Here is a 20,114-nt window from a genome sequence, read left to right as displayed (position 1 = left end):
CGTCCATGGTATTGATTTTTCCAAGGATTTGCATGACATCGCGCAGCCGCGCGGGCCGGGAGCCTCTGCAGAGAAGCCCTCGTTGACAACAGATTGTTTATGCCTAAACTATTCAACCATGAACAGCTTGACCTCCCCCCGCCTCGCGCCCGCCTCGGACCTCCAGCGCATCCTGTGCATCGGTGGGGGTCCAGCCGGCCTGTATTTCGCCCTGCTGATGAAGGCCCGCAACCCGGCACTGCAGATCACGGTGGTCGAACGCAACCGCCCCTTCGACACCTTCGGCTGGGGCGTGGTGCTCAGCGACCAGACGCTGGGCAACCTGCGCGAAGCCGACGGCCCCACGGCCGCGCTCATCGGCAACGAGTTCCACCACTGGGACGACATCCAGGTCTTCTTCAAGGACCGCCAGGTGCGCTCCGGCGGCCACGGCTTCTGCGGCATCGGCCGCAAGCGCCTGTTGAACATCCTGCAGGAACGCTGCCTCGAGCTCGGCGTGGAGCTGGTGTTCGAGACCGACGCCACCGACGACCAGGCCATTGCCGCGCAGTACAAGGCCGACCTGGTCATTGCCAGCGACGGCCTCAACAGCCGCATCCGCCAGCGCTATGCCGACGTGTTCAAGCCCGACATCGACCTGCGCAACTGCCGCTTCGTCTGGCTGGGCACGCACCAGACCTTCGACGCCTTCACCTTCGCCTTCGAACAGACCGAGCACGGCTGGTTCCAGGCGCATGCCTACCAGTTCGACGACAAGACCTCGACCTTCATCGTCGAGACGCCCGAGGCCGTGTGGAAGGCCCACGGCCTGGACCAGATGGAGCAGCCCGAGGCCATCGCCTTCTGCGAGAAGCTGTTCGCCAAGTACCTGGGCGGACACTCGCTGATCAGCAACGCCACGCACCTGCGCGGCTCGGCCAACTGGATCCGCTTTCCGCGCGTGGTGTGCGAGCGCTGGACGCACCGCATCGACGTCGACGGCCGCTCGGTGCCCGTCGTGCTCATGGGCGACGCCGCGCACACGGCGCACTTCTCGATCGGCTCGGGCACCAAGCTCGCGCTCGAGGACGCGATCGACCTGGCCAACGAATTCGCGCAGGGCGGCACCGTCGACCATGTGCTCGAAGGCTATGAAGCACGCCGCAGCGTCGAGGTGCTGAAGATCCAGAACGCCGCGCGCAACTCCACCGAATGGTTCGAGAACGTGCCGCGCTACACGGGCATGGAGATCGAGCAGTTCGCCTACTCGCTGCTCACGCGCTCGCAGCGCATCAGCCACGAGAACCTGCGCGTGCGCGACACGCAATGGCTCGGCGGCTACGAGCAGTGGCTGGCGGGCGGCAAGGCCGTGGCGCCGATGCTGATGCCGCTGAAGGTGCGCGGCCTCGAGCTGAAGAACCGCATCGTGGTCTCGCCGATGGCCACCTACAGCGCGGTCGATGGTGTGCCGCAAGACTTCCTGCTGGTGCACCTGGGCGCACGCGCGCTCGGCGGCGCCGCGATGGTGTGCGTCGAGATGACGAGCCCGACGCCCGAAGGTCGCATCACGCCGGCCTGCACGGGCCTGTACAACGACACGCAGCAGGCCGCGTTCAAGCGCATCGTCGACTTCGTGCACACGCAGTCGAGCGCCAAGATCGCGATGCAGCTCGGCCACAGCGGCCCCAAGGGCTCGACCCGCGTGGGCTGGGAAGGCACCGACGAGCCGCTCGAAAGCGGCAACTGGCCCGTGCTCGGCGCGAGCGCCCTGCCCTATGGTGAACAGAACCAGCTGCCAGCCGCGATCACGCGCGCCGAGATGGACACGCTGCGCGACCAGTTCGTCGATTCCACGCGCCGCACGGTCGAGTGCGGCTTCGACTGGCTCGAGCTGCACTGCGCGCACGGCTACCTGCTGTCGGCCTTCATCAGCCCGCTCACCAACCTGCGCACCGACGAGTACGGCGGCGACATCGAAGCACGCTGCCGCTACCCGCTCGAAGTGTTCCGCGCGATGCGCGCCGTGTGGCCGGCCGACAAGCCGATGAGCGTGCGCATCTCGGCACACGACTGGGCACCTGGCGGCAACACCGACGCCGACGCCGTGGTGGTCGCGCGCCTCTTCAAGGAGGCCGGCGCCGACTTCATCGACGTGTCCTCGGGCCAGACCACGCGCGCCGCCAAGCCCGTGTACGGCCGCATGTACCAGACGCCGTTCGCCGACCGCATCCGCAACGAGGTCGGCATCTCGACCATCGCGGTGGGCGCCATCACCGACGCCGACCAGGCCAACAGCATCATCGCGGCCGGCCGCGCCGACCTGTGCGCCGTGGCGCGCCCGCACCTGGCCGACCCGGCCTGGACGCTGCACGAAGCCGCCAAGCTGCAAAGCCGCGACGTCGACTGGCCCAAGCAGTACCTGAGCGGCCGCGACCAGATGTACCGCGAGATCGCCAAGCAGCAGCAGATCGCCGCGGCCACCGCCGCCGCAGGCCGCGCAGCCGACGCCGAAGAGACGCACTGACATGGACCTCGAAGCACGCGCCCACAGCGAGCACCCCGAGGCGCTGCGCCTCTGGCTGCGCATGCTCACCTGCACGCAGCTGGTGGAAAAGCAGGTGCGCAACGGACTGCGTGCGCAGTTCGCCACCACGCTGCCGCGCTTCGATCTCATGTCGCAACTCGAGCGCTCGCCCGACGGCCTGAAGATGAACGAGCTCTCGCGCCGCATGATGGTCACGGGCGGCAACGTCACCGGCATCACCGACCAGCTCGTGACCGAAGGACTGGTGGAGCGCATCAACGTCGAGGGCGACCGCCGCGCCTGGCGCGTGCGCCTCACGCCGCGCGGGCGCAAGCTCTTCAACGAGATGGCGCAACAGCACGAAGACTGGATCGTCGAGGCTTTCTCGAGCCTCAACCCCAAGGAGATCGCGCAGCTTCACAAGCTGCTCGGCAAGGTCAAGCAACATTCCCACAGCAGCCAATTGGCGGAGACCGCATGAAGCACTACATCGGCGCAAGCAATCCCATGCGCGCGCAATTCGAACCCAAGGCCGACTACAAAGCCGAGCACTTTGCCTGGCGCTACGAAGCCGGTGTCGGCACCATCACGCTGAACCGCCCCGAGCGCAAGAACCCGCTGACCTTCGACTCGTACGCCGAGCTGCGCGACCTGTTCCGCGCGCTGACCTACGCAACCGACGTGAAGGTGATCGTCGTCACCGGCGCCGGCGGCAACTTCTGCTCGGGCGGCGACGTGCATGAAATCATCGGCCCGCTGACCGGCATGCGCATGCCCGAGCTGCTCGAGTTCACGCGCATGACGGGCGACCTCGTGAAGGCCATCCGCAACTGCCCGCAGCCGATCGTCGGCGCGATCGACGGCGTGTGCGCCGGCGCCGGCGCGATGATCGCGCTGGCCTGCGACCTGCGCTACGGCACGCCCGCCACGCGCACCGCCTTCCTCTTCACACGCGTGGGTCTGGCCGGCGCCGACATGGGCGCCTGCGCGCTGCTGCCGCGCGTGATCGGCCAGGGCCGCGCCTCGGAGCTGCTGTTCACCGGCCGCGCCATGACCGCCGAAGAAGGCCAGGCCTGGGGCTTCTTCAACGCACTGCACGACAGCGCCTCGCTGCTCGACGCCGCCACCAAGGTCGCGCGCGACCTGGCCGAGGGCCCGAGCTTCGCGCACGGCATGACCAAGACCATGCTGTCGCAGGAATGGTCGATGACCATCGACCAGGCCATCGAGGCCGAAGCACAGGCGCAGGCGATCTGCATGCAGACCGAAGACTTCAAGCGCGCCTACGAGGCCTTCGCGGCCAAGCGCAAGCCGGCGTTCGGCGGAGACTGACGCGCATGATGACCAAGATTCCTGCCCCACCGTCGACCGCGCACCTCGCGCTGCCGTTCTTCGACGACGCGCACCGCGCGCTCGCCAACGACCTGCTGCCCTGGTGCGCCGCCCAGGAGATCGATGAGCGCGACGACCGCGCGGCCTGCCGCGAATGGGTGCGCCGCCTCGGCGACGCCGGCTGGCTGCGCTATGCGGTGCCGGGCAGTGCCGGCGGCGCGCTCGAGCGCCTCGATTCGCGCGCGCTCGTGCTGCTGCGCGAAACGCTCGGCTACCACTCGCCACTGGCCGACTTCGCGTTCGCGATGCAGGGCCTGGGCAGCGGCGCGATCACGCTGGACGGCACGCCCGAGCAGCAGTCGCAGTACCTCACGGCGGTCGGCAAGGGCGCGAAGATCGCGGCCTTCGCACTCAGCGAACCCGAGGCCGGCTCTGATGTGGCAGCGATGGCGATGCGCGCCGAGCCCACCGCCGACGGCTGGCGCCTGAACGGCGAAAAGACCTGGATCAGCAACGGCGGCATCGCCGACTTCTACTGCGTGTTCGCCAAGACCGACCCCACGGCCGGCACGCGCGGCATCACGGTGTTCATCGTCGACGCGACAACGCCGGGGCTCGACACCTCGGCCCACATCGACGTGATGGCGCCGCACCCGCTGGCCACCCTGCGCTTCGACAACTGCGTCGTGCCGCGCACGGCGCAGCTGGGCACGCTGAACGGCGGCTTCAAGCTCGCGATGCGCACGCTCGACATCTTCCGCGCCTCGGTCGCCGCGGCCGCGCTCGGCATGGGGCGCCGCGCGCTCGCCGAAGCCATCGCGCATGCCAAGGGTCGCCGCATGTTCGGCCAGACGCTGGCCGACTTCCAGCTCACGCAGGCCAAGCTCGGCGAGATGGCCGCGCTGATCGACAGCGCCGCGCTGCTCACCTACCGCGCCGCGTGGATGCGCGACGACGCGGAGCGCCGCGGCGCGCCGGCAGTCGGCGACGTGTCGGCCGCTGCGGCCATGGCCAAGATGTGCGCCACAGAGAACGCGAGCCGCGTGATCGACATGGCGCTGCAGATGCATGGTGGCCTCGGCGTGAAGGTCGGCACCAAGATCGAAAGCCTGTACCGGGACATCCGCTCGCTGCGCATTTACGAAGGCGCGACGGAAGTCCAGCAACTGATCATCGGCAAATCCGTTTTGCGGGGGTGAAACCGTGTCTGCCCAAGTCGATCGCTTCGTTCATGACCGCCTGCCGCCTGCCGCGCAGCTGCCGGTCTTTCGCTACGACCTGCCCGAGCTGCAGTTCCCCGACCAGCTGAACCTGGTCGAGGAGCTGCTGGACAAGGCGGTCGCCAAGGGCTTCGGCGACCGGCCGATGCTGCGCTCGCCCGCCGGCGTGCTCACCTACGCCCAGGCGGGCGTCGAGGTGAACCGCATCGCCCAGGTGCTGGTCGAGGATCTCGGGCTCGTGCCCGGCAACCGCGTGCTGCTGCGCGGCGGCAACTCGGTGTGGATGGCGCTGTCGTGGCTCGCCGTGGTCAAGGCCGGGCTGATCGCGGTGGCGACCATGCCGCTGCTGCGCGCCAAGGAGCTGGGCGAGATCATCGAGAAATCGCAGCCCGTGGCCGCGCTGTGCGAAGGCCGCCTGCTCGAGGAGCTGGTGGCCGCGCAGCAGGCGCACCCGGTGCTCGCGACGGTGATTGCCTTCAACCAGCCCGACGCACCCGATTCGCTGTCGGCGCGCGCGGCCGGCAAGAGCGGCGTGTTCCCCGCCTGCTCCACGGCGGCCGACGACATCGCGCTGCTGGCCTTCACCTCGGGCACCACGGGCAAGCCCAAGGCGCCCGTCACCACGCACCGCGACGTGGTCGCCATGTGCCAGACCTGGCCGCGCCACGTGCTGCGCGCGCGCAGCGACGACATCGTGGTCGGCACGCCGCCGCTGGCGTTCACCTTCGGGCTCGGCGGGTTGCTGATCTTCCCGATGTGGGCCGGTGCGTCGGTGTACTTTCCCGAGGGTGCCTTCTCGCCTGAAGCGCTCGTGAAGCTCATCAACGAGGTCGGCGCGACCATCTGCTACACCGCGCCCACCTTCTATCGCCAGATGGCGCCCTTCGTCCGGCAGCACGGGGCGCCGAGCCTGCGCATCTGCGTGAGCGCAGGCGAGGCGCTTCCCGACGCCACTCGCCAGCTCTGGAAGGAGACCACCGGCATCGAGATGCTCGACGGCATCGGCGGCACCGAGGTGTTCCACATCTACATCTCGGCCGCCGGCGACGAGGTGCGCCGCGGCGCCGTCGGCAAGGCGGTGCCGGGGTTCACGGCCAAGGTGGTCGACGACCAGGGTAACGAGGTGCCGCGCGGCACGGTCGGCAAGCTGGCGTTGCAAGGGCCGGTCGGCTGCCGCTACCTCGACGATCCGCGCCAGGCCGACTACGTGAAGAACGGCTGGAACTACCCCGGCGACTCCTTCGTGCAGGATGACGACGGCTACTTCTTCTATCAGGCGCGTGCGGACGACATGATCATCACGGCCGGCTACAACGTCGGCGGCCCGGAGGTGGAAGATGCGCTGCTCAAGCACCCGGCCGTGGCCGAGTGCGGTGTGATCGGCAAGCCCGACACCGACCGGGGCATGATCGTGAAGGCCTTCTGCGTGCTCAAGCCCGGCAACACCGGCGACGCAGCGATGGTGAAGGCCCTCCAGGACCACGTGAAAGCCACCATCGCCCCCTTCAAGTACCCGCGGGAGATCGAGTTCGTGACGGCGCTGCCGCGCACCGAAACCGGCAAACTCCAGCGCTTCAAATTGAGACAACTCAACAGCAACACACCATCATGACGAACAAACTCATTCAGCCTCCGGGCTGGTTGCCCCCGAAGGGCTATGCAAACGGCATCGCGGCGCGCGGCACCCAGGTGTTCGTCGGCGGCCAGATCGGCTGGAATGCCCAGCAGCAGTTCGAATCCGACGACTTCATCGACCAGTGCGGCCAGGCGCTGCGCAACATCGCCGAGGTGCTGCGCGAAGCCGGTGCCGGCCCCGAGCACATGGTGCGCATGACCTGGTACGTGACGGACCGCGACGAGTACAGCCGACGCCTGTCCGAGCTCGGCCCGGTCTACCGCGACGCGCTGGGCCGCAACTTCCCGGCCATGACCTGCGTGCAGGTGGCGGCGCTGGTGGAGCATCGCGCGAAGGTGGAGATCGAGGTGACGGCGGTCATTCCGGACTGATCCTGCGCTTGGGCTGCGCGTCAGCGCAGTCTTCAGGCGCCGCTGCGGCGCACGTTCTCGAGACCGGCCTCTTTGTGGGGCTCGTCCAGAAACAGAAAAGCCCTCTTCGCGAGGGCTTTTTTTGTGTTGAATTTCGACTGGAAATTTCCAAAAGAATTCGGCCAAAGAAAAAGGCCCTTTGATTTCTCAAAGGGCCTTTTTAAATTGGTTGCGCGAGCAAGATTTGAACTTGCGACCTTTGGGTTATGAGCCCAACGAGCTACCAGGCTGCTCCATCGCGCGGCAAGTATAAATTATAGCTTATTCAGCGGCGTTTTGCTCAGCGCCAGCATCTTTAATTTCAGCACGGTCGACCAGTTCGACGAGCGCCATCGGGGCGTTGTCGCCCACGCGGAAACCCATCTTCAGGATGCGGGTGTAGCCGCCCGGACGCGCTGCGAAACGCGGGCCGAGTTCGCCGAAGAGCTTGACGACGCTGTCGCGGCTGCGCAGGCGGTCGAAGGCCAGGCGCTTGTTGGCGAGCGTGGGCTTCTTGGCGAGCGTGATCATCGGCTCGATGACGCGGCGCAGTTCCTTGGCCTTGGGGACCGTGGTCTTGATGACTTCGTGCTCGATGAGCGAATTCATCATGTTCTGCAGCATCGCGAGGCGGTGCGAGCTGGTGCGGTTGAGTTTGCGGAGTCCGTGTCCGTGACGCATGGTGCTTTCCTTTACTTTATAAAAACAGACAGCCGTGTCAGGTACTGTCCGGTGCACTGGCCCTTTTCAGGGGGCCGATTTCTCAAAAATTCAAATCAACGCTTGTCGAGACCAGCCGGCGGCCAGCTTTCGAGCTTCATGCCAAGGGTGAGACCGCGCGAGGCGAGCACTTCCTTGATTTCGTTGAGCGACTTGCGACCCAGGTTCGGGGTCTTGAGCAGCTCGTTCTCGGTGCGCTGGATCAGGTCACCGATGTAGTAGATGTTTTCGGCCTTCAGGCAGTTGGCCGAACGCACCGTCAGTTCGAGTTCGTCGACAGGGCGCAGCAGGATCGGATCGAACTGCTGGGCGCTGCGCGGTGCGGGTGCATCGAATGCAGCGAGTTCGCCGCCTTCGAGCTGCGCGAACACGGCGAGCTGCTCGACCAGGATTTTAGCCGATGCGCGAACGGCATCTTCGGCGCTGATCGCACCGTTGGTCTCGATCTCGACCAGCAGCTTGTCCAGGTCAGTACGCTGTTCGACACGGGCGCTTTCGACGGTGTAGCTCACGCGCTTGACGGGCGAGAACGACGCGTCGAGAACGATGCGGCCGATCGACTTGGTCGGCTCGTCCGCGTAGCGGCGCATCGTGCCGGGCACGTAGCCGCGACCCTTTTCGACCTTGATCTGCATGTCGAGCTTGCCGCCTTGCGACAGGTGCGCGATCACGTGGTCGGGATTGATGATCTCGACGTCGTGCGGGGTCTGGATGTCCGATGCGAGGACCGGGCCTTCGCCGTCCTTGCGCAGGCTCAGCGTGACTTCGTCGCGGTTGTGGAGCTTGAACACCACGCCCTTGAGATTCAGCAGGATGTTGACGACATCTTCCTGCACGCCGTCGATCGACGAGTACTCATGCAGAACGCCAGCGATCGTGACTTCGGTGGCCGAGTAGCCGACCATGGACGACAGCAGAACGCGACGCAGCGCGTTGCCGAGCGTGTGGCCGTAGCCGCGCTCGAAAGGCTCGAGCGTGACCTTGGCCTTGTTGGCGGCAAGTTGCTCGACCTGGATGGTCTTGGGTTTCAGCAGGGTGGTTTGCATGCAGACTTCCTCTCAATACCCCCGGCTCGTTACACCGGTAAGGCTGGTGAAGCGCCTGATCCGCAACAGAGTGCGGAGCAGGAACGTGAACAACAATATCAATCTCCCGCCGGCGCAAGGACGCGCAGGCGGGTAGAGAAAATCAACGCGAATACAGTTCGACGATCAGCGATTCGTTGATGTCGGCTGCGAATTCGTCGCGATCCGGGACCTTCTTGAAGGTGCCTTCGGCCTTGTCGGCGTTCACATCGACCCAGGCCGGCATGCCGACTTGTTGGGCCAGTTGCAGCGCTTCGACAATGCGGTTCTGCTTCTTGGACTTTTCGCGCACTGCGATCACGTCACCGGTCTTGACCAGGTACGACGGGATGTTGACCGACTGGCCGTTCACGGTGATCGCCTTGTGCGACACGAGCTGGCGTGCTTCGGCGCGCGTCGAGCCGAAGCCCATGCGGTAGACCACGTTGTCCAGGCGCGACTCGAGGATGAACAGCAGGTTGGCGCCGGTGTTGCCACGGCGGCGATCGGCTTCTTCGAAGTAGCGGCGGAACTGCTTCTCGAGCACGCCGTACATGCGCTTGACCTTCTGCTTCTCACGCAGCTGCAGACCGTAGTCGGAGGTGCGCTGACCCGAGGTGCGGCCGTGCTGGCCGGGCTTGGAGTCGAACTTGGCCTTGTCCTGGATCGAACGGCGGGCGCTCTTCAGGAACAGGTCGGTGCCTTCACGGCGGGAAAGTTTGGCCTTGGGGCCGAGGTAACGTGCCACGGTATTTCCTTGGTGTCATCTGCCGCAGTTGCCTGCGGGAGCCGTCGGCGGATGTGCCGATGGCGGTGGGCTTAGTGAAAAAACAAATGCGCAGCCGCTCGAAAGCTGGCTGCGCCTTGCGGACTGACGATCAGATGCGGCGACGCTTCTGGGGACGGCAGCCGTTGTGCGGAACGGGCGTCACGTCGGCAATGGAATTGATCCGGATGCCGAGCGCAGCCAGTGCGCGCACCGACGACTCGCGACCAGGACCGGGGCCCTTGATCTCGACGTCGAGGTTCTTGATACCTTGTTCGACAGCAGCACGGCCGGCCACTTCGGAAGCGACCTGCGCAGCGAACGGGGTCGACTTGCGCGAGCCCTTGAAGCCCTGGCCACCCGACGAAGCCCACGACAGGGCGTTGCCCTGGCGATCGGTGATCGTGATGATGGTGTTGTTGAACGAGGCATGCACGTGGGCGATACCGTCCGCAACGTTCTTGCGAACCTTCTTGCGAACGCGCTGTGCGGCGTTGTTTGCAGGTGCTTTAGCCATGCTTGTCTATCCTTATTTCTTCAGGGACTGCGCAGCCTTGCGCGGACCCTTGCGGGTGCGGGCGTTGGTGCGCGTGCGCTGGCCGCGCATCGGCAGGCCGCGACGGTGACGGAAGCCGCGATAGCAGCCGATGTCCATCAAACGCTTGATGTTCATCGTCGTCTCGCGACGCAGATCGCCTTCGATCGTGAACAGAGCGATCTGGTCGCGGATCTTTTCGAGATCGGCGTCGGTCAGATCCTTGATCTTCTTCGAATATTCGATGCCGCTCGCTTCGCAGATTTGACGGGCGCGGGTGCGACCGATACCGAAAATGGCGGTCAGGCCGATTTCAGCGTGCTTGTGCGGCGGGATGTTGATGCCAGCAATACGTGCCATGTGCGTCCTCTAATACTCTTCAATCAACCCTGGCGCTGCTTGTGGCGCGGGTCGGTGCAAATCACACGCACCACACCTTTACGGCGGATGACCTTGCAATTACGGCAGATGGTTTTGACCGAAGCCGAAACTCTCATTTCATTCTCCTAAAACTGTTTAACGTGGCGGTCTACCGCCCGGACTCAATACTGAAACTCACAGCCCTACGATGTCTTGAAGTTCGCCTTCTTCAGCAGCGATTCGTACTGCTGGGACATCATGTAGTTTTGCACCTGGGCCATGAAGTCCATCGTGACGACCACGATGATCAGCAGGGAGGTACCACCGAAGTAGAACGGCACGTTGTACTTCAGGATCAGGAACTCGGGCAGCAGGCAGACGAAGGTGATGTACACCGCGCCAGCCAACGTCAGGCGAACCAGAATCTTGTCGATATAGCGAGCGGTCTGGTCACCCGGGCGAATGCCAGGAATGAACGCACCACTCTTCTTCAGGTTGTCGGCCGTTTCCTTGCTGTTGAACACGAGTGCCGTGTAGAAGAAGCAGAAGAAAACGATCGCAGCGGCGTACAGCAGCACGTAGATCGGCTCGCCCGGACGCAGTGCGCTGGCGATGTCCTTGATCCAGCGGAAGCCACCGTCACCAGCGCTGAACCAGCCCACCACCGTTGCCGGCAGCAGAATGATCGACGACGCGAAGATCGGAGGAATCACACCGGCCATGTTCAGCTTCAGGGGCAGGTGCGACGACTGACCGCCGTAGACCTTGTTGCCAACCTGGCGCCGCGCATAGTTCACGAGGATCTTGCGCTGACCACGTTCCACGAACACCACGAAGTAGGTGACCAGCACCACGACAGCGATGATGAAGAGCGCAACGATGGGGTTCATCGCACCGGTCGTCACCAGCGAAGCCAGGCCGCCGATCGCACCGGGCAGACCGGCCGCGATACCTGCGAAGATCAGGATCGAGATGCCGTTGCCCAGGCCGCGTTCGGTGATCTGCTCGCCGAGCCACATCAGGAACATCGAACCTGCCGTCAGGCTCACCATGGCGGTCAGGCGGAAGCCGAAACCGGGGGCGATCACCAGACCAGCCGACGATTCGAGGGCCACTGCGATGCTGAACGACTGGAACAGAGCCAGGCCGAGCGCGCCATAGCGCGTGTACTGCGTGATCTTGCGGCGACCGGCCTCGCCTTCCTTCTTCAATTGCTCGAAGGTCGGAAGCACGTAGGTCATCAGCTGCATGATGATCGACGCCGAGATGTACGGCATGATCCCCAACGCGAACACGGTGAAACGCGAAAGCGCCCCGCCCGAGAACATGTTGAACAGGCTCAGAATGCCGCCCTGCTGGCCCTGGAACAACGCTGCCAGCTGGTCCGGGTTGATACCCGGCACAGGAATGTGCGCGCCAATCCGGTAGACCACGAGCGCGAGCAGCAAAAAGACGAGCCGACGACGGAGGTCGCCGAACTTGCCTGTTTTTGCGATCGTTGCCGCGTTAGTTGCCACGAAGAACTTCTTTCAGTCCGATGGTGATCAGGCGAGGCTGCCGCCGGCTGCTTCGATCGCAGCCTTGGCACCAGCGGTCGCACCCACGCCCGTCAGCTTGACGGCCTTGGTGAGTTCGCCGGTCTTGATGATCTTGACGACCTTGGCGAGCTGGCCCACGAGGCCGGCTTGCTTCAGTGCCAGGACATCGACTTCGGCCAGGCCGAGCTGCTCGAGGGCAGTCAGCGTGACTTCGGCGTTGTACTTCAGCAGGTGCGACTTGAAGCCGCGCTTGGGCAGGCGACGCTGCAGCGGCATTTGACCGCCTTCGAAGCCGACCTTGTGGAAACCGCCTGCGCGCGACTTCTGGCCCTTGTGACCGCGACCTGCGGTCTTGCCGATGCCGGAGCCGATACCGCGGCCAACGCGACGCTTGGCGTGCTTGGCGCCAGCTGCCGGCTTGATGCCATTGAGTTCCATATCAGTCTCTCTTACAGAACTTTGACCAGATAACTGATCTTGTTGATCATGCCGCGCACTGCGGGCGTGTCTTGCAGCTCGCTCACGCTGTTGAGCTTGCGCAGGCCGAGGCCACGCACGGTCGCGCGATGCGATTCCTTGGTGCCGATCGGGCTCTTCACCAGCTGCACCTTGAGGGTTTGTTGTTGCGTCATTTGAATGCTTCCTTCAGCCTTGCGAGAGCTTGCGCTCAGGCGAAGATTTCTTCGACGGTGAGACCGCGCTTGGCAGCCACTTGGCCGGCCGTCGTCGAGTTCTTCAACCCGTCGAGCGTGGCGCGAACCATGTTGTAGGGGTTCGACGAACCATGGCTCTTGGCCACGATGTCGGTGATGCCCATGACTTCGAACACGGCGCGCATCGGGCCGCCGGCGATGATGCCGGTACCCTTGGGAGCCGGGTACATCACGACGGTGGCAGCACCGTGGTGACCTTGCACCTGGTGGTGCAGCGTACCGTTCTTGATCGGAGCCTTGAACAGGTTGCGACGGGCTTCTTCCATTGCCTTCTGCACGGCAGCAGGCACTTCCTTGGACTTGCCCTTGCCCATGCCGACGCGGCCATCGCCGTCACCGACCACGGTCAGCGCTGCGAAACCGAGGATACGACCACCCTTCACCACCTTGGTGACGCGGTTGATCGCGATCATCTTCTCGCGCAGACCGTCCTCAGGACCTTCGTTCTGCGTTCTTGCTTGAATCTTTGCCATTTTGAATCTCGTGTCCGATTAGAACTGCAGACCGGCTTCGCGGGCTGCCTCGGCCAGCGCCTTGACGCGGCCGTGGTAGGCGAAACCTGCGCGATCGAAAGCGACCTTCTCGACGCCGGCAGCCTTCGCCTTTTCAGCGATGCGCTTGCCGATGGCGGTGGCAGCGGCGGCATTGCCACCCTTGCCCGAGGCGCCGAGTGCTGCGCGCACTTCGGCTTCGGCGGTCGATGCGGTTGCGATCACCTTGGTGCCGTCGTCGGAAATGACGGTGGCATAGATGTGCAGGTTGGTGCGGTTCACCGTGAGGCGAGCCACGCCCTGCGTCGCAATGCGGATGCGGGTCTGGCGCGAGCGGCGAAGACGCTGTGCTTTTTTGGTCAACATCATTTTGCTGCCCCTTACTTCTTCTTGGTCTCTTTGATCACGATCTTCTCGTCCGCATAGCGGATGCCCTTGCCCTTGTAGGGCTCTGGCGGACGAACAGCGCGGATCTCAGCGGCGATCTGGCCGACGCGTTGACGGTCAGCGCCCTTGATCACCACTTCGGTCGGGGTCGCGGTGGTCACCGTGATGCCTTGCGGCATGTCGATGTTGACCGGGTGCGAGTAACCGACTTGCAGGTTCAGCTTGGCGCCGGACGCTGCAGCCTTGTAGCCGACGCCGACCAGGTTGAGCTTCTTTTCGAAGCCCTTGGTCACGCCAACCACCATGTTGTTCACCAGCTGGCGAATCGTGCCGCTCATCGCATTCGCTTCACGCGAATCGTTGGCGGGCTCGAAGCTCAGCTTGCCGTCCTTGTTGACGACATTCACCAGCGCGTTGCGAGCCAGGCTGAGCGTGCCGCCCGTGCCCTTGACGCTGATCTGGTCTTCCTTGATCGACACATCCACGCCTGCGGGGATGGCGACCGGCATTTTTCCTACTCGGGACATTTCAGTAACTCCTCGATGTCTCGGTTAGGCGACGTAGCACAGAACTTCGCCGCCGACACCGGTGGCGCGCGCCTTGCGGTCGGTCATCACGCCCTTGGGGGTCGTGACGATCGCAACGCCGAGGCCGTTCTGGACTTGCGGAATGGAAGTGCTGGCCTTGTAGACGCGCAGGCCGGGGCGGCTCACGCGCTCAATGCGCTCGATGACCGGACGGCCAGCGTAGTACTTCAGCGAGATTTCAAGTTCGCTCTTGCCGGCTTCGGTCTTGACCTGGAAGCCGTCGATGTAGCCCTCGTCCTTCAGGACTTGTGCGATCGCGATCTTCACCTTGGAAGACGGGACCGACACGGTGGGCTTCGCCACCATCTGCGCGTTACGGATACGCGTCAGCAGGTCGGCAATGGGATCACTCATGCTCATGTTGTTTGCTCCTGCCTGGCTTACCAGCTGGCCTTGGTGACACCGGGGATGTCGCCGTTGAAAGCCAGTTCGCGGATCTTGGCGCGGGCCAGACCGAATTGACGGAAGGTGCCACGGGGGCGACCGGTGATTTCGCAACGGTTGCGCTGGCGCGTGGGGTTCGCGTTGCGCGGGAGCTTCTGCAGGGCCAGGCGGGCCGCTGCGCGCTCTTCGTCGCTCTTCTTCGCGTCGTTGGAAGTTGCCTTCAGTTCTGCGTGCTTCGCAGCGAACTTGGCAACCAGCTTGTCGCGCTTGAGTTCGCGCTGAATCAAAGATGCTTTAGCCACAGATCACCTCAGTTCTTGAACGGGAAACGGAAGCCAGCGAGAAGCGCCTTGGCTTCTTCGTCGGTCTTGGCCGTCGTCGTGATGCTGATATTGAGACCGCGCAGGGCGTCGACCTTGTCGTACTCGATCTCAGGGAAAATGATCTGCTCTTTGACGCCGATGTTGTAGTTGCCACGGCCGTCGAATGCGCGACCCGAGATACCGCGGAAGTCACGCACGCGGGGCAGGGCCACGGTGACGAAACGGTCCAGGAACTCGTACATGTGCACGCCACGCAGCGTGACCATGCAGCCGATCGGCTGGTTTTCGCGGATCTTGAAGCCGGCAATGGCCTTCTTCGACTTGGTAACCACGGGCTTCTGGCCAGCGATCTTGGTCAGGTCGGCGACGGCGTTGTCGAGGACCTTCTTGTCGGCGACTGCCTCACCCACACCCATGTTCAGGGTGATCTTGGTGAGACGCGGAACTTGCATCGGCGACTTGTAGCCGAACTTTTCCGTCAGGTCTTTCGCGATCTTTTCGCGATAGTGTTGTTGGAGACGTGCCATGTGAGTACCTCTTAGGCGAACTTGATTTCGTCGCCGCTCGACTTGAAGACGCGAACAGCCACGCGCTTGCCGTCGGCACCTTGGGTGACCTTGATGCCCACGCGATCGGCCTTGCCGGTCGCAGCATTGAAGATCGCCACGTTGGATTGGTGGATCGGCATGGTCTTCTCGACGATGCCACCGGTCGTACCCTTGAGGGGGTTCGGCTTGGTGTGCTTCTTGACGAGGTTGATGCCGTCGACGATCACATGCGAATCGTCTGCGCGCAGCGACACGACGCCGCGCTTGCCCTTGTCACGACCGGCCAACACGATGACCTGGTCGCCTTTGCGAATCTTGTTCATGGCGTTGTGTCCTTAGAGAACTTCGGGTGCCAGCGACACGATCTTCATGAACTTCTCGGTGCGCAGTTCGCGCGTGACCGGTCCGAAGATGCGGGTGCCGATGGGCTCCAGCTTGGCGTTGAGCAGCACGGCGGCATTGCCGTCGAACTTGACGAGCGAACCGTCAGCACGACGGATGCCCTTGGCGGTGCGGACCACCACTGCGCTGTAGATCTCGCCCTTCTTGACGCGACCACGCGGAGCGGCTTCCTTGATGCTGACCTTGATGACGTCGCCCACGCTGGCGTAACGCCGCTTGGAGCCACCGAGCACCTTGATACACAGGACGGATTTCGCGCCCGTGTTGTCGGCCACTTCGAGCCGGGATTCAGTTTGGATCATTTCTTGATATTCCCAACTTGTACCGATGAGCCTCCAGGAGGGAGACACCGCGGTCAGTCTTGGGCCCGTCGTCCACGCCTCGAACCACTCGAGACGCTTCCGCTTTGGGCTGAAAGCTTCGCCTTTTGAAAGCGAAGCCCGCGATTGTGGCACCCATGCCGGGCGATGTCAACTGCCTCATCACGCGAACTTCGACAGCCGCTAGACTTTGTGGCGTGCGCGCCCCCAACTACCCCCTCATTTCGCCGCCTTCCGTGCTGCGCCGACGCCTGCTGGCGGGCGGCGCGGGCCTGCTGGGCCTGGGATCGCTGGGGCTTGCGGGTTGCCGCAGCGCAGCACCGGCGCCGGACACCGGCCGGCTGCAGCGCCTGGGGGAAGCCCGCTGGGCGCACCGACGCTCTATAGAGAACACCACGGCGGGCGGCCTGTCGGGCATCGACTACGACCCCGCCAAAGGTGAGTACCTGCTTCTCAGCGATGACCGGTCAGACCTGGCTCCCGTGCGCTGCTACACCGCCCGCTGGCCCCAACCGGCCGACGCCGCTCCCGAGCCCACCGGCGCTGTCCAGCTGCAACGCCCCGGCGGCGGCCCCTGGCCCGGCCGGCGCCACGCGGTCGACGGCCTGCCCGTTCCCGACCCTGAAGCCCTGCGCCTGCGCCCCATGGCCGGCACCCTGCTCTGGACCAGCGAAGGCGACCTGGCCCGCGGCTTCGGCCCCGCTATGTATGAATCGGCGCGCGACGGACGCTTCCTGCGCGAATTCGCCCTGCCGGCGATGTTCGCCCCCGACCCGACCCAGCGCCGCGGCCCGCGCGACAACCAGACACTCGAGGGCCTGGCCCTCACACCCGACGACCGGTCGGCCTGGCTCGCGATGGAAAACGCCCTGGTCCAGGACGGTCCCGTCCCGACCACCACCGCCCCCGGCGGCCCCTGCCGCTTCACCCAGGTCGACCTCGCGACCGGCCGCGCCATGCGCCAGATCGCCTATGTGCCTGACGCCATCCCGCTGCGCCCGTTGGTGCCGGGCACCTACGCCGACAACGGCGTGAGCGAGGTGCTGATGCTCGACACCCACCGCATGCTGGTGCTGGAGCGGGCCTACGCCACCGGCGCCGGCAATTCGCTGCGCCTGTATGAAATAGACACCCGGGCCACCGACGACGTGCTTGCCATCGACGCCCTCGCCCCCGGCAACCACCGGCCGGCCGCCAAGACGCTCGTGGCCGACTTCGCCACCCTGGGCCTCTCGCGCCTCGACAACACCGAGGGCATGTGCTGGGGCCCACCGCTGCCCGACGGCCGCCGCCTGCTGGTGGTCGTGAGCGACGACAATTTCAACCCGCTGCAAGTGACGCAGTTCGCCGCCTTCGCCTACACCGACCGACCATGACCATCGCCGTGACCTTCCTGCCCCGCACCGCGCCGGGCCCCCTGCCCCCCATCGCCTTCATCGGCGGCGGCAACATGGCCAGCGCCATCATCGGCGGCCTGATCCAGCAAGGCGTCGCGGCCGACAACTTCGAAGTGGTCGAGCCTTTCGAGGAAGCCCGCACCAGGCTGGCCCAGACCTACGGCATCGTCGCCAGGGCCGAGGCCAGCGAGGCCCTCTCGCGCTGCGCCGTGGTGGTGTGGGCAGTCAAGCCCCAGACCTTTGCCGAAGCCGCCCGTCCGGTGCGCGCCTTTGCCGACGACGCCCTGCACCTGAGCGTGGCGGCGGGCATCCCGTCCGACAGCATCGCCCGCTGGCTCGGCACCGAGCGCGTGGTGCGCGCCATGCCCAACACGCCCGCCCTGGTCGGCAAGGGCATGACCGGCCTCTTCGCGCGGGCGGGCGTCGAAAGCGCCGACCGCGCACGCGTCGGCCAGCTGCTGGCACCGACCGGCGAGCTGATCTGGGTCGACGCCGAGCCCGCGCTCGACGCGGTGACCGCCATGTCGGGCTCCGGCCCGGCCTACGTGTTCTATTTCATCGAGGCGATGACCGAGGCCGGCGTCGAGATGGGCCTCACGCCCGACCAGGCCCAGCGGCTGGCCATCGGCACCTTCACCGGCGCCTCGGCACTGGCGCACAGTGCGACCGAGCCACCGTCGGTGCTGCGCGAGCGCGTGACCTCCAAGGGCGGCACGACCTACGCGGCCCTGAGCGCGCTTGAAGCCTCGGATGTGAAGGGCCAGTTCAAGACCGCCATCCGCGCGGCGCAGAAGCGCGCGGCCGAGCTGGGCGAGGAATTCGGGCGCGGCTGAAACCAGCAGGTGGGCTACCGGACGGTGTAGCCCGCCACGATGCCGACAAACACCGCGAAACCCAGCCAGTGGTTTTCGCGGAAGGCCTTGAAGCAGCCCTCGCGCGTGCGGTCATGGATCAGGCGCCAGTGCCAGAGCGCCTGCGCCACCGCCGCGGCGATGCCCAGATAGAACAGCACCCCCAGCGACCGGCTGGCACCGGCCCAGATCCAGACCGCCAGGAAGATCGCGTAGCTGGCCATCACCGCCGCCACGTCGAAGCGACCGAACGTGATCGCCGAGGTCTTCATGCCGATCTTCAGGTCGTCGTCGCGGTCGACCATCGCGTACTCGGTGTCGTAGGCCAGCACCCAGAACAGGTTGCCCGCCAGCAGCCACCAGGCGAAGGCCGGCACCGTCGACTGCACCGCGGCAAAGGCCATCGGGATGCCGAAACTGAAGGCAATGCCCAGCACGGCCTGCGGAATCGACACGAAGCGCTTGGCGAACGGGTAGATCAGCGTGATCGCCAGGGCCGCGAACGACCACAGCACGGTCGTACGGTTGGTGGTGAGCACCAGCCCGAAGGACAGCAGCGCCAACACCGCGCCCAGCCCCAACGCCTCCTTGACCGACATCGCGCCGCTCGTGACGGGCCGCTGGGCCGTACGCTTCACGTGGCGGTCGAAATCGCGGTCGGCCACGTCGTTGACGCAGCAGCCCGCGCTGCGCATCAGGAAGGTGCCGAGCGTGAACACCACGACGAGATGCCAGCCGGGCCAGCCATCGGCCGCGAACCAGAGCGCGCCCAACGTGGGCCACAGCAACAACAGCCAGCCGGCCGGCCGGTTCCAGCGGATCAGATCGAGGTAGAGCGCGAAACGGCGGGCGAGAGGCATGCGAAAAGCGGCAAGGCAGACGTCAAAAGAGCGGCCATTGTGCCGCTCTCTGAGGGGGCTCCCGGCGTACCGGAAGATCAGGACGTCATCAGTCCTCGAGCAGCGAGCGCAGCATCCAGGCCGTCTGGTCGTGCACCGTGCAGCGGGCGGTCAGCATGTCGGCGGTCGGATCGTCGCCGGCCTCTTCGGCCACCGGGATGAACTCGCGCGCGATGCGCGACACCGTTTCGTGGCCCTTCACGAGGATGCGCACCATCTCCATCGCCTTGGGCGGGGTCTGCGGCACGTCGGGCACGGTGGCGATCTTGCTGAACTCGGCGTACGAGCCCGGCGCGTAGTGGCCCAGCGCGCGGATGCGCTCGGCGAGCACGTCCGTCGAGCCCCACAGCTCAGTGTACTGCGTCATGAACATCGCATGCAGCGAGTTGAAGTGCGGCCCCGTCACGTTCCAGTGGAAGTTGTGGGTCGTGAGGTACAGCGTGTAGGTGTCGGCCAGCACGCGGCTCAGGCCCTCGGCGATGGCCGCGCGGTCCTGGCGTTCGATGCCGATGTTGATGATCGGCGCGTTGCGACTGCCCGACTCCTGCGCGACGACGGCGCCGCCCTTCTTGGGCACCTTGCCGGCAGAGGAGGCAGGCGACGGGGACTTGGTCTTTTTCGGGGGTTTGGCCATGGCGGAGGGGTCTTTCTTGAAGTTGGGTGACAACACCGAAATTCTGAAAGCCGGCAGGCGGCTTCGCAACAGCTTCACTCTATCCCAGCGATCAGCGATCCCAAACAGCCCGCGC

General features: G+C 65.1%; 27 protein-coding genes and 1 tRNA gene. 8 read left to right on the top strand and 20 right to left on the bottom strand.

Translation table 11 applies throughout. From position 1 onward, the window contains the following. The first annotated feature begins 118 nt into the window (after nucleotides 1-118). The 6 genes from AC57B8_RS09800 to AC57B8_RS09775 are packed head-to-tail and all read left to right on the top strand — an operon-like array spanning nucleotide 119 to nucleotide 7,062. Nucleotides 119-2,503, top strand: a complete 2,385-nt coding sequence (locus AC57B8_RS09800) for a bifunctional salicylyl-CoA 5-hydroxylase/oxidoreductase (protein WP_496479516.1) — start codon at nucleotides 119-121, stop codon at nucleotides 2,501-2,503. Nucleotide 2,504: 1 nt separating this feature from the next. Further along, complete coding sequence (locus tag AC57B8_RS09795) at nucleotides 2,505-2,984, top strand: MarR family winged helix-turn-helix transcriptional regulator (RefSeq protein ID WP_101491458.1); 480 nt, start codon at nucleotides 2,505-2,507, stop codon at nucleotides 2,982-2,984. After that, on the top strand, nucleotides 2,981-3,835 hold the full coding sequence (locus tag AC57B8_RS09790) for an enoyl-CoA hydratase family protein (RefSeq protein ID WP_496479515.1): 855 nt from the start codon (nucleotides 2,981-2,983) through the stop codon (nucleotides 3,833-3,835). Before AC57B8_RS09795 ends, AC57B8_RS09790 begins: the two co-directional genes overlap by 4 nt. A 5-nt stretch (nucleotides 3,836-3,840) precedes the next feature. Then, nucleotides 3,841-5,034 (top strand): acyl-CoA dehydrogenase family protein, encoded by a 1,194-nt coding sequence (locus AC57B8_RS09785; protein WP_307582028.1) that lies wholly within the window; start codon nucleotides 3,841-3,843, stop codon nucleotides 5,032-5,034. 4 nt (nucleotides 5,035-5,038) lie between these two features. Next, on the top strand, nucleotides 5,039-6,667 hold the full coding sequence (locus tag AC57B8_RS09780) for an AMP-binding protein (protein WP_496479514.1): 1,629 nt from the start codon (nucleotides 5,039-5,041) through the stop codon (nucleotides 6,665-6,667). After that, nucleotides 6,664-7,062 carry a RidA family protein gene (locus tag AC57B8_RS09775; RefSeq protein ID WP_056576966.1) on the top strand — a complete coding sequence of 133 codons (399 nt, stop codon included), beginning with the start codon at nucleotides 6,664-6,666 and terminating at the stop codon, nucleotides 7,060-7,062. Before AC57B8_RS09780 ends, AC57B8_RS09775 begins: the two co-directional genes overlap by 4 nt. A gap of 205 nt (nucleotides 7,063-7,267) precedes the next feature. Here AC57B8_RS09775 and AC57B8_RS09770 read toward each other — a convergent pair. From AC57B8_RS09770 to rplN, 18 genes are all read right to left on the bottom strand, one after another. Beyond that, nucleotides 7,268-7,344: transfer RNA gene (locus AC57B8_RS09770), tRNA-Met, on the bottom strand. Between the two features lie 18 nt (nucleotides 7,345-7,362). Beyond that, nucleotides 7,363-7,761, bottom strand: coding sequence for a 50S ribosomal protein L17 (rplQ, locus tag AC57B8_RS09765; RefSeq protein WP_056576970.1), 399 nt, complete (start codon nucleotides 7,759-7,761; stop codon nucleotides 7,363-7,365). Nucleotides 7,762-7,856: 95 nt separating this feature from the next. Continuing rightward, a complete protein-coding gene (locus tag AC57B8_RS09760) occupies nucleotides 7,857-8,846 on the bottom strand; it encodes a DNA-directed RNA polymerase subunit alpha (RefSeq protein ID WP_056576973.1) in 990 nt (329 codons plus the stop codon). Nucleotides 8,847-8,988: 142 nt separating this feature from the next. Next, nucleotides 8,989-9,612, bottom strand: coding sequence for a 30S ribosomal protein S4 (rpsD, locus tag AC57B8_RS09755; RefSeq protein ID WP_056576976.1), 624 nt, complete (start codon nucleotides 9,610-9,612; stop codon nucleotides 8,989-8,991). A 130-nt stretch (nucleotides 9,613-9,742) separates the two neighbouring features. Continuing rightward, entirely contained in the window at nucleotides 9,743-10,147 is a 405-nt protein-coding gene (rpsK, locus tag AC57B8_RS09750; RefSeq protein WP_009124825.1) for a 30S ribosomal protein S11, read from the bottom strand. Nucleotides 10,148-10,159: 12 nt separating this feature from the next. Then, nucleotides 10,160-10,525, bottom strand: coding sequence for a 30S ribosomal protein S13 (gene rpsM / locus AC57B8_RS09745; protein ID WP_013544105.1), 366 nt, complete (start codon nucleotides 10,523-10,525; stop codon nucleotides 10,160-10,162). A 23-nt stretch (nucleotides 10,526-10,548) separates the two neighbouring features. Next, the gene (rpmJ, locus tag AC57B8_RS09740) at nucleotides 10,549-10,662 is read right to left on the bottom strand and encodes a 50S ribosomal protein L36 (protein WP_013544106.1); all 114 of its coding nucleotides are present in this window, start codon (nucleotides 10,660-10,662) and stop codon (nucleotides 10,549-10,551) included. Between the two features lie 66 nt (nucleotides 10,663-10,728). Further along, nucleotides 10,729-12,042, bottom strand: a complete 1,314-nt coding sequence (gene secY, locus AC57B8_RS09735; protein WP_056576979.1) for a preprotein translocase subunit SecY — start codon at nucleotides 12,040-12,042, stop codon at nucleotides 10,729-10,731. 27 nt (nucleotides 12,043-12,069) lie between these two features. After that, nucleotides 12,070-12,501: a 50S ribosomal protein L15 gene (gene rplO / locus AC57B8_RS09730; protein ID WP_056576982.1), complete on the bottom strand. Its 432-nt coding sequence runs from the start codon at nucleotides 12,499-12,501 to the stop codon at nucleotides 12,070-12,072. Nucleotides 12,502-12,512: 11 nt separating this feature from the next. Beyond that, a complete protein-coding gene (rpmD, locus tag AC57B8_RS09725) occupies nucleotides 12,513-12,695 on the bottom strand; it encodes a 50S ribosomal protein L30 (RefSeq protein WP_019653974.1) in 183 nt (60 codons plus the stop codon). A gap of 35 nt (nucleotides 12,696-12,730) precedes the next feature. Beyond that, nucleotides 12,731-13,249 (bottom strand): 30S ribosomal protein S5, encoded by a 519-nt coding sequence (rpsE, locus tag AC57B8_RS09720; RefSeq protein ID WP_056576983.1) that lies wholly within the window; start codon nucleotides 13,247-13,249, stop codon nucleotides 12,731-12,733. A gap of 18 nt (nucleotides 13,250-13,267) precedes the next feature. Further along, complete coding sequence (gene rplR / locus AC57B8_RS09715) at nucleotides 13,268-13,633, bottom strand: 50S ribosomal protein L18 (protein ID WP_056577252.1); 366 nt, start codon at nucleotides 13,631-13,633, stop codon at nucleotides 13,268-13,270. Between the two features lie 14 nt (nucleotides 13,634-13,647). Continuing rightward, the gene (gene rplF, locus AC57B8_RS09710) at nucleotides 13,648-14,181 is read right to left on the bottom strand and encodes a 50S ribosomal protein L6 (protein ID WP_062474819.1); all 534 of its coding nucleotides are present in this window, start codon (nucleotides 14,179-14,181) and stop codon (nucleotides 13,648-13,650) included. A gap of 24 nt (nucleotides 14,182-14,205) precedes the next feature. Continuing rightward, a complete protein-coding gene (gene rpsH / locus AC57B8_RS09705) occupies nucleotides 14,206-14,601 on the bottom strand; it encodes a 30S ribosomal protein S8 (protein WP_062474816.1) in 396 nt (131 codons plus the stop codon). A 20-nt stretch (nucleotides 14,602-14,621) separates the two neighbouring features. Next, nucleotides 14,622-14,927 (bottom strand): 30S ribosomal protein S14, encoded by a 306-nt coding sequence (rpsN, locus tag AC57B8_RS09700; RefSeq protein WP_056576989.1) that lies wholly within the window; start codon nucleotides 14,925-14,927, stop codon nucleotides 14,622-14,624. Nucleotides 14,928-14,935: 8 nt separating this feature from the next. Beyond that, on the bottom strand, nucleotides 14,936-15,475 hold the full coding sequence (rplE, locus tag AC57B8_RS09695; protein WP_056576993.1) for a 50S ribosomal protein L5: 540 nt from the start codon (nucleotides 15,473-15,475) through the stop codon (nucleotides 14,936-14,938). 11 nt (nucleotides 15,476-15,486) lie between these two features. Next, the gene (gene rplX, locus AC57B8_RS09690) at nucleotides 15,487-15,819 is read right to left on the bottom strand and encodes a 50S ribosomal protein L24 (protein WP_062474813.1); all 333 of its coding nucleotides are present in this window, start codon (nucleotides 15,817-15,819) and stop codon (nucleotides 15,487-15,489) included. Nucleotides 15,820-15,831: 12 nt separating this feature from the next. Continuing rightward, the gene (rplN, locus tag AC57B8_RS09685) at nucleotides 15,832-16,200 is read right to left on the bottom strand and encodes a 50S ribosomal protein L14 (protein ID WP_009124801.1); all 369 of its coding nucleotides are present in this window, start codon (nucleotides 16,198-16,200) and stop codon (nucleotides 15,832-15,834) included. A 257-nt stretch (nucleotides 16,201-16,457) separates the two neighbouring features. Between rplN and AC57B8_RS09680 the strand changes: the two genes are divergently transcribed. Together AC57B8_RS09680 and proC are read left to right on the top strand one after the other, a co-directional pair. Continuing rightward, entirely contained in the window at nucleotides 16,458-17,594 is a 1,137-nt protein-coding gene (locus tag AC57B8_RS09680; protein WP_496479856.1) for an esterase-like activity of phytase family protein, read from the top strand. Continuing rightward, a complete protein-coding gene (gene proC / locus AC57B8_RS09675) occupies nucleotides 17,591-18,448 on the top strand; it encodes a pyrroline-5-carboxylate reductase (RefSeq protein WP_496479513.1) in 858 nt (285 codons plus the stop codon). Before AC57B8_RS09680 ends, proC begins: the two co-directional genes overlap by 4 nt. 14 nt (nucleotides 18,449-18,462) lie before the next feature. On the opposite strand, the gene ubiA is transcribed toward proC, so the two are convergent. Both ubiA and AC57B8_RS09665 read right to left on the bottom strand, forming a co-directional pair. Further along, a complete protein-coding gene (gene ubiA, locus AC57B8_RS09670; protein ID WP_496479512.1) occupies nucleotides 18,463-19,326 on the bottom strand; it encodes a 4-hydroxybenzoate octaprenyltransferase in 864 nt (287 codons plus the stop codon). A gap of 88 nt (nucleotides 19,327-19,414) precedes the next feature. Beyond that, nucleotides 19,415-19,999 (bottom strand): Dps family protein, encoded by a 585-nt coding sequence (locus AC57B8_RS09665; protein WP_139700624.1) that lies wholly within the window; start codon nucleotides 19,997-19,999, stop codon nucleotides 19,415-19,417. Nucleotides 20,000-20,114: the final 115 nt, after the last annotated feature.

The organism is Variovorax sp. BGA-UO-ETr-C22, from assembly GCF_059567965.1.
The sequence above is the reverse complement of the archived record's forward strand: the minus strand, read 5'-3'. Positions and strand labels throughout refer to the sequence as shown.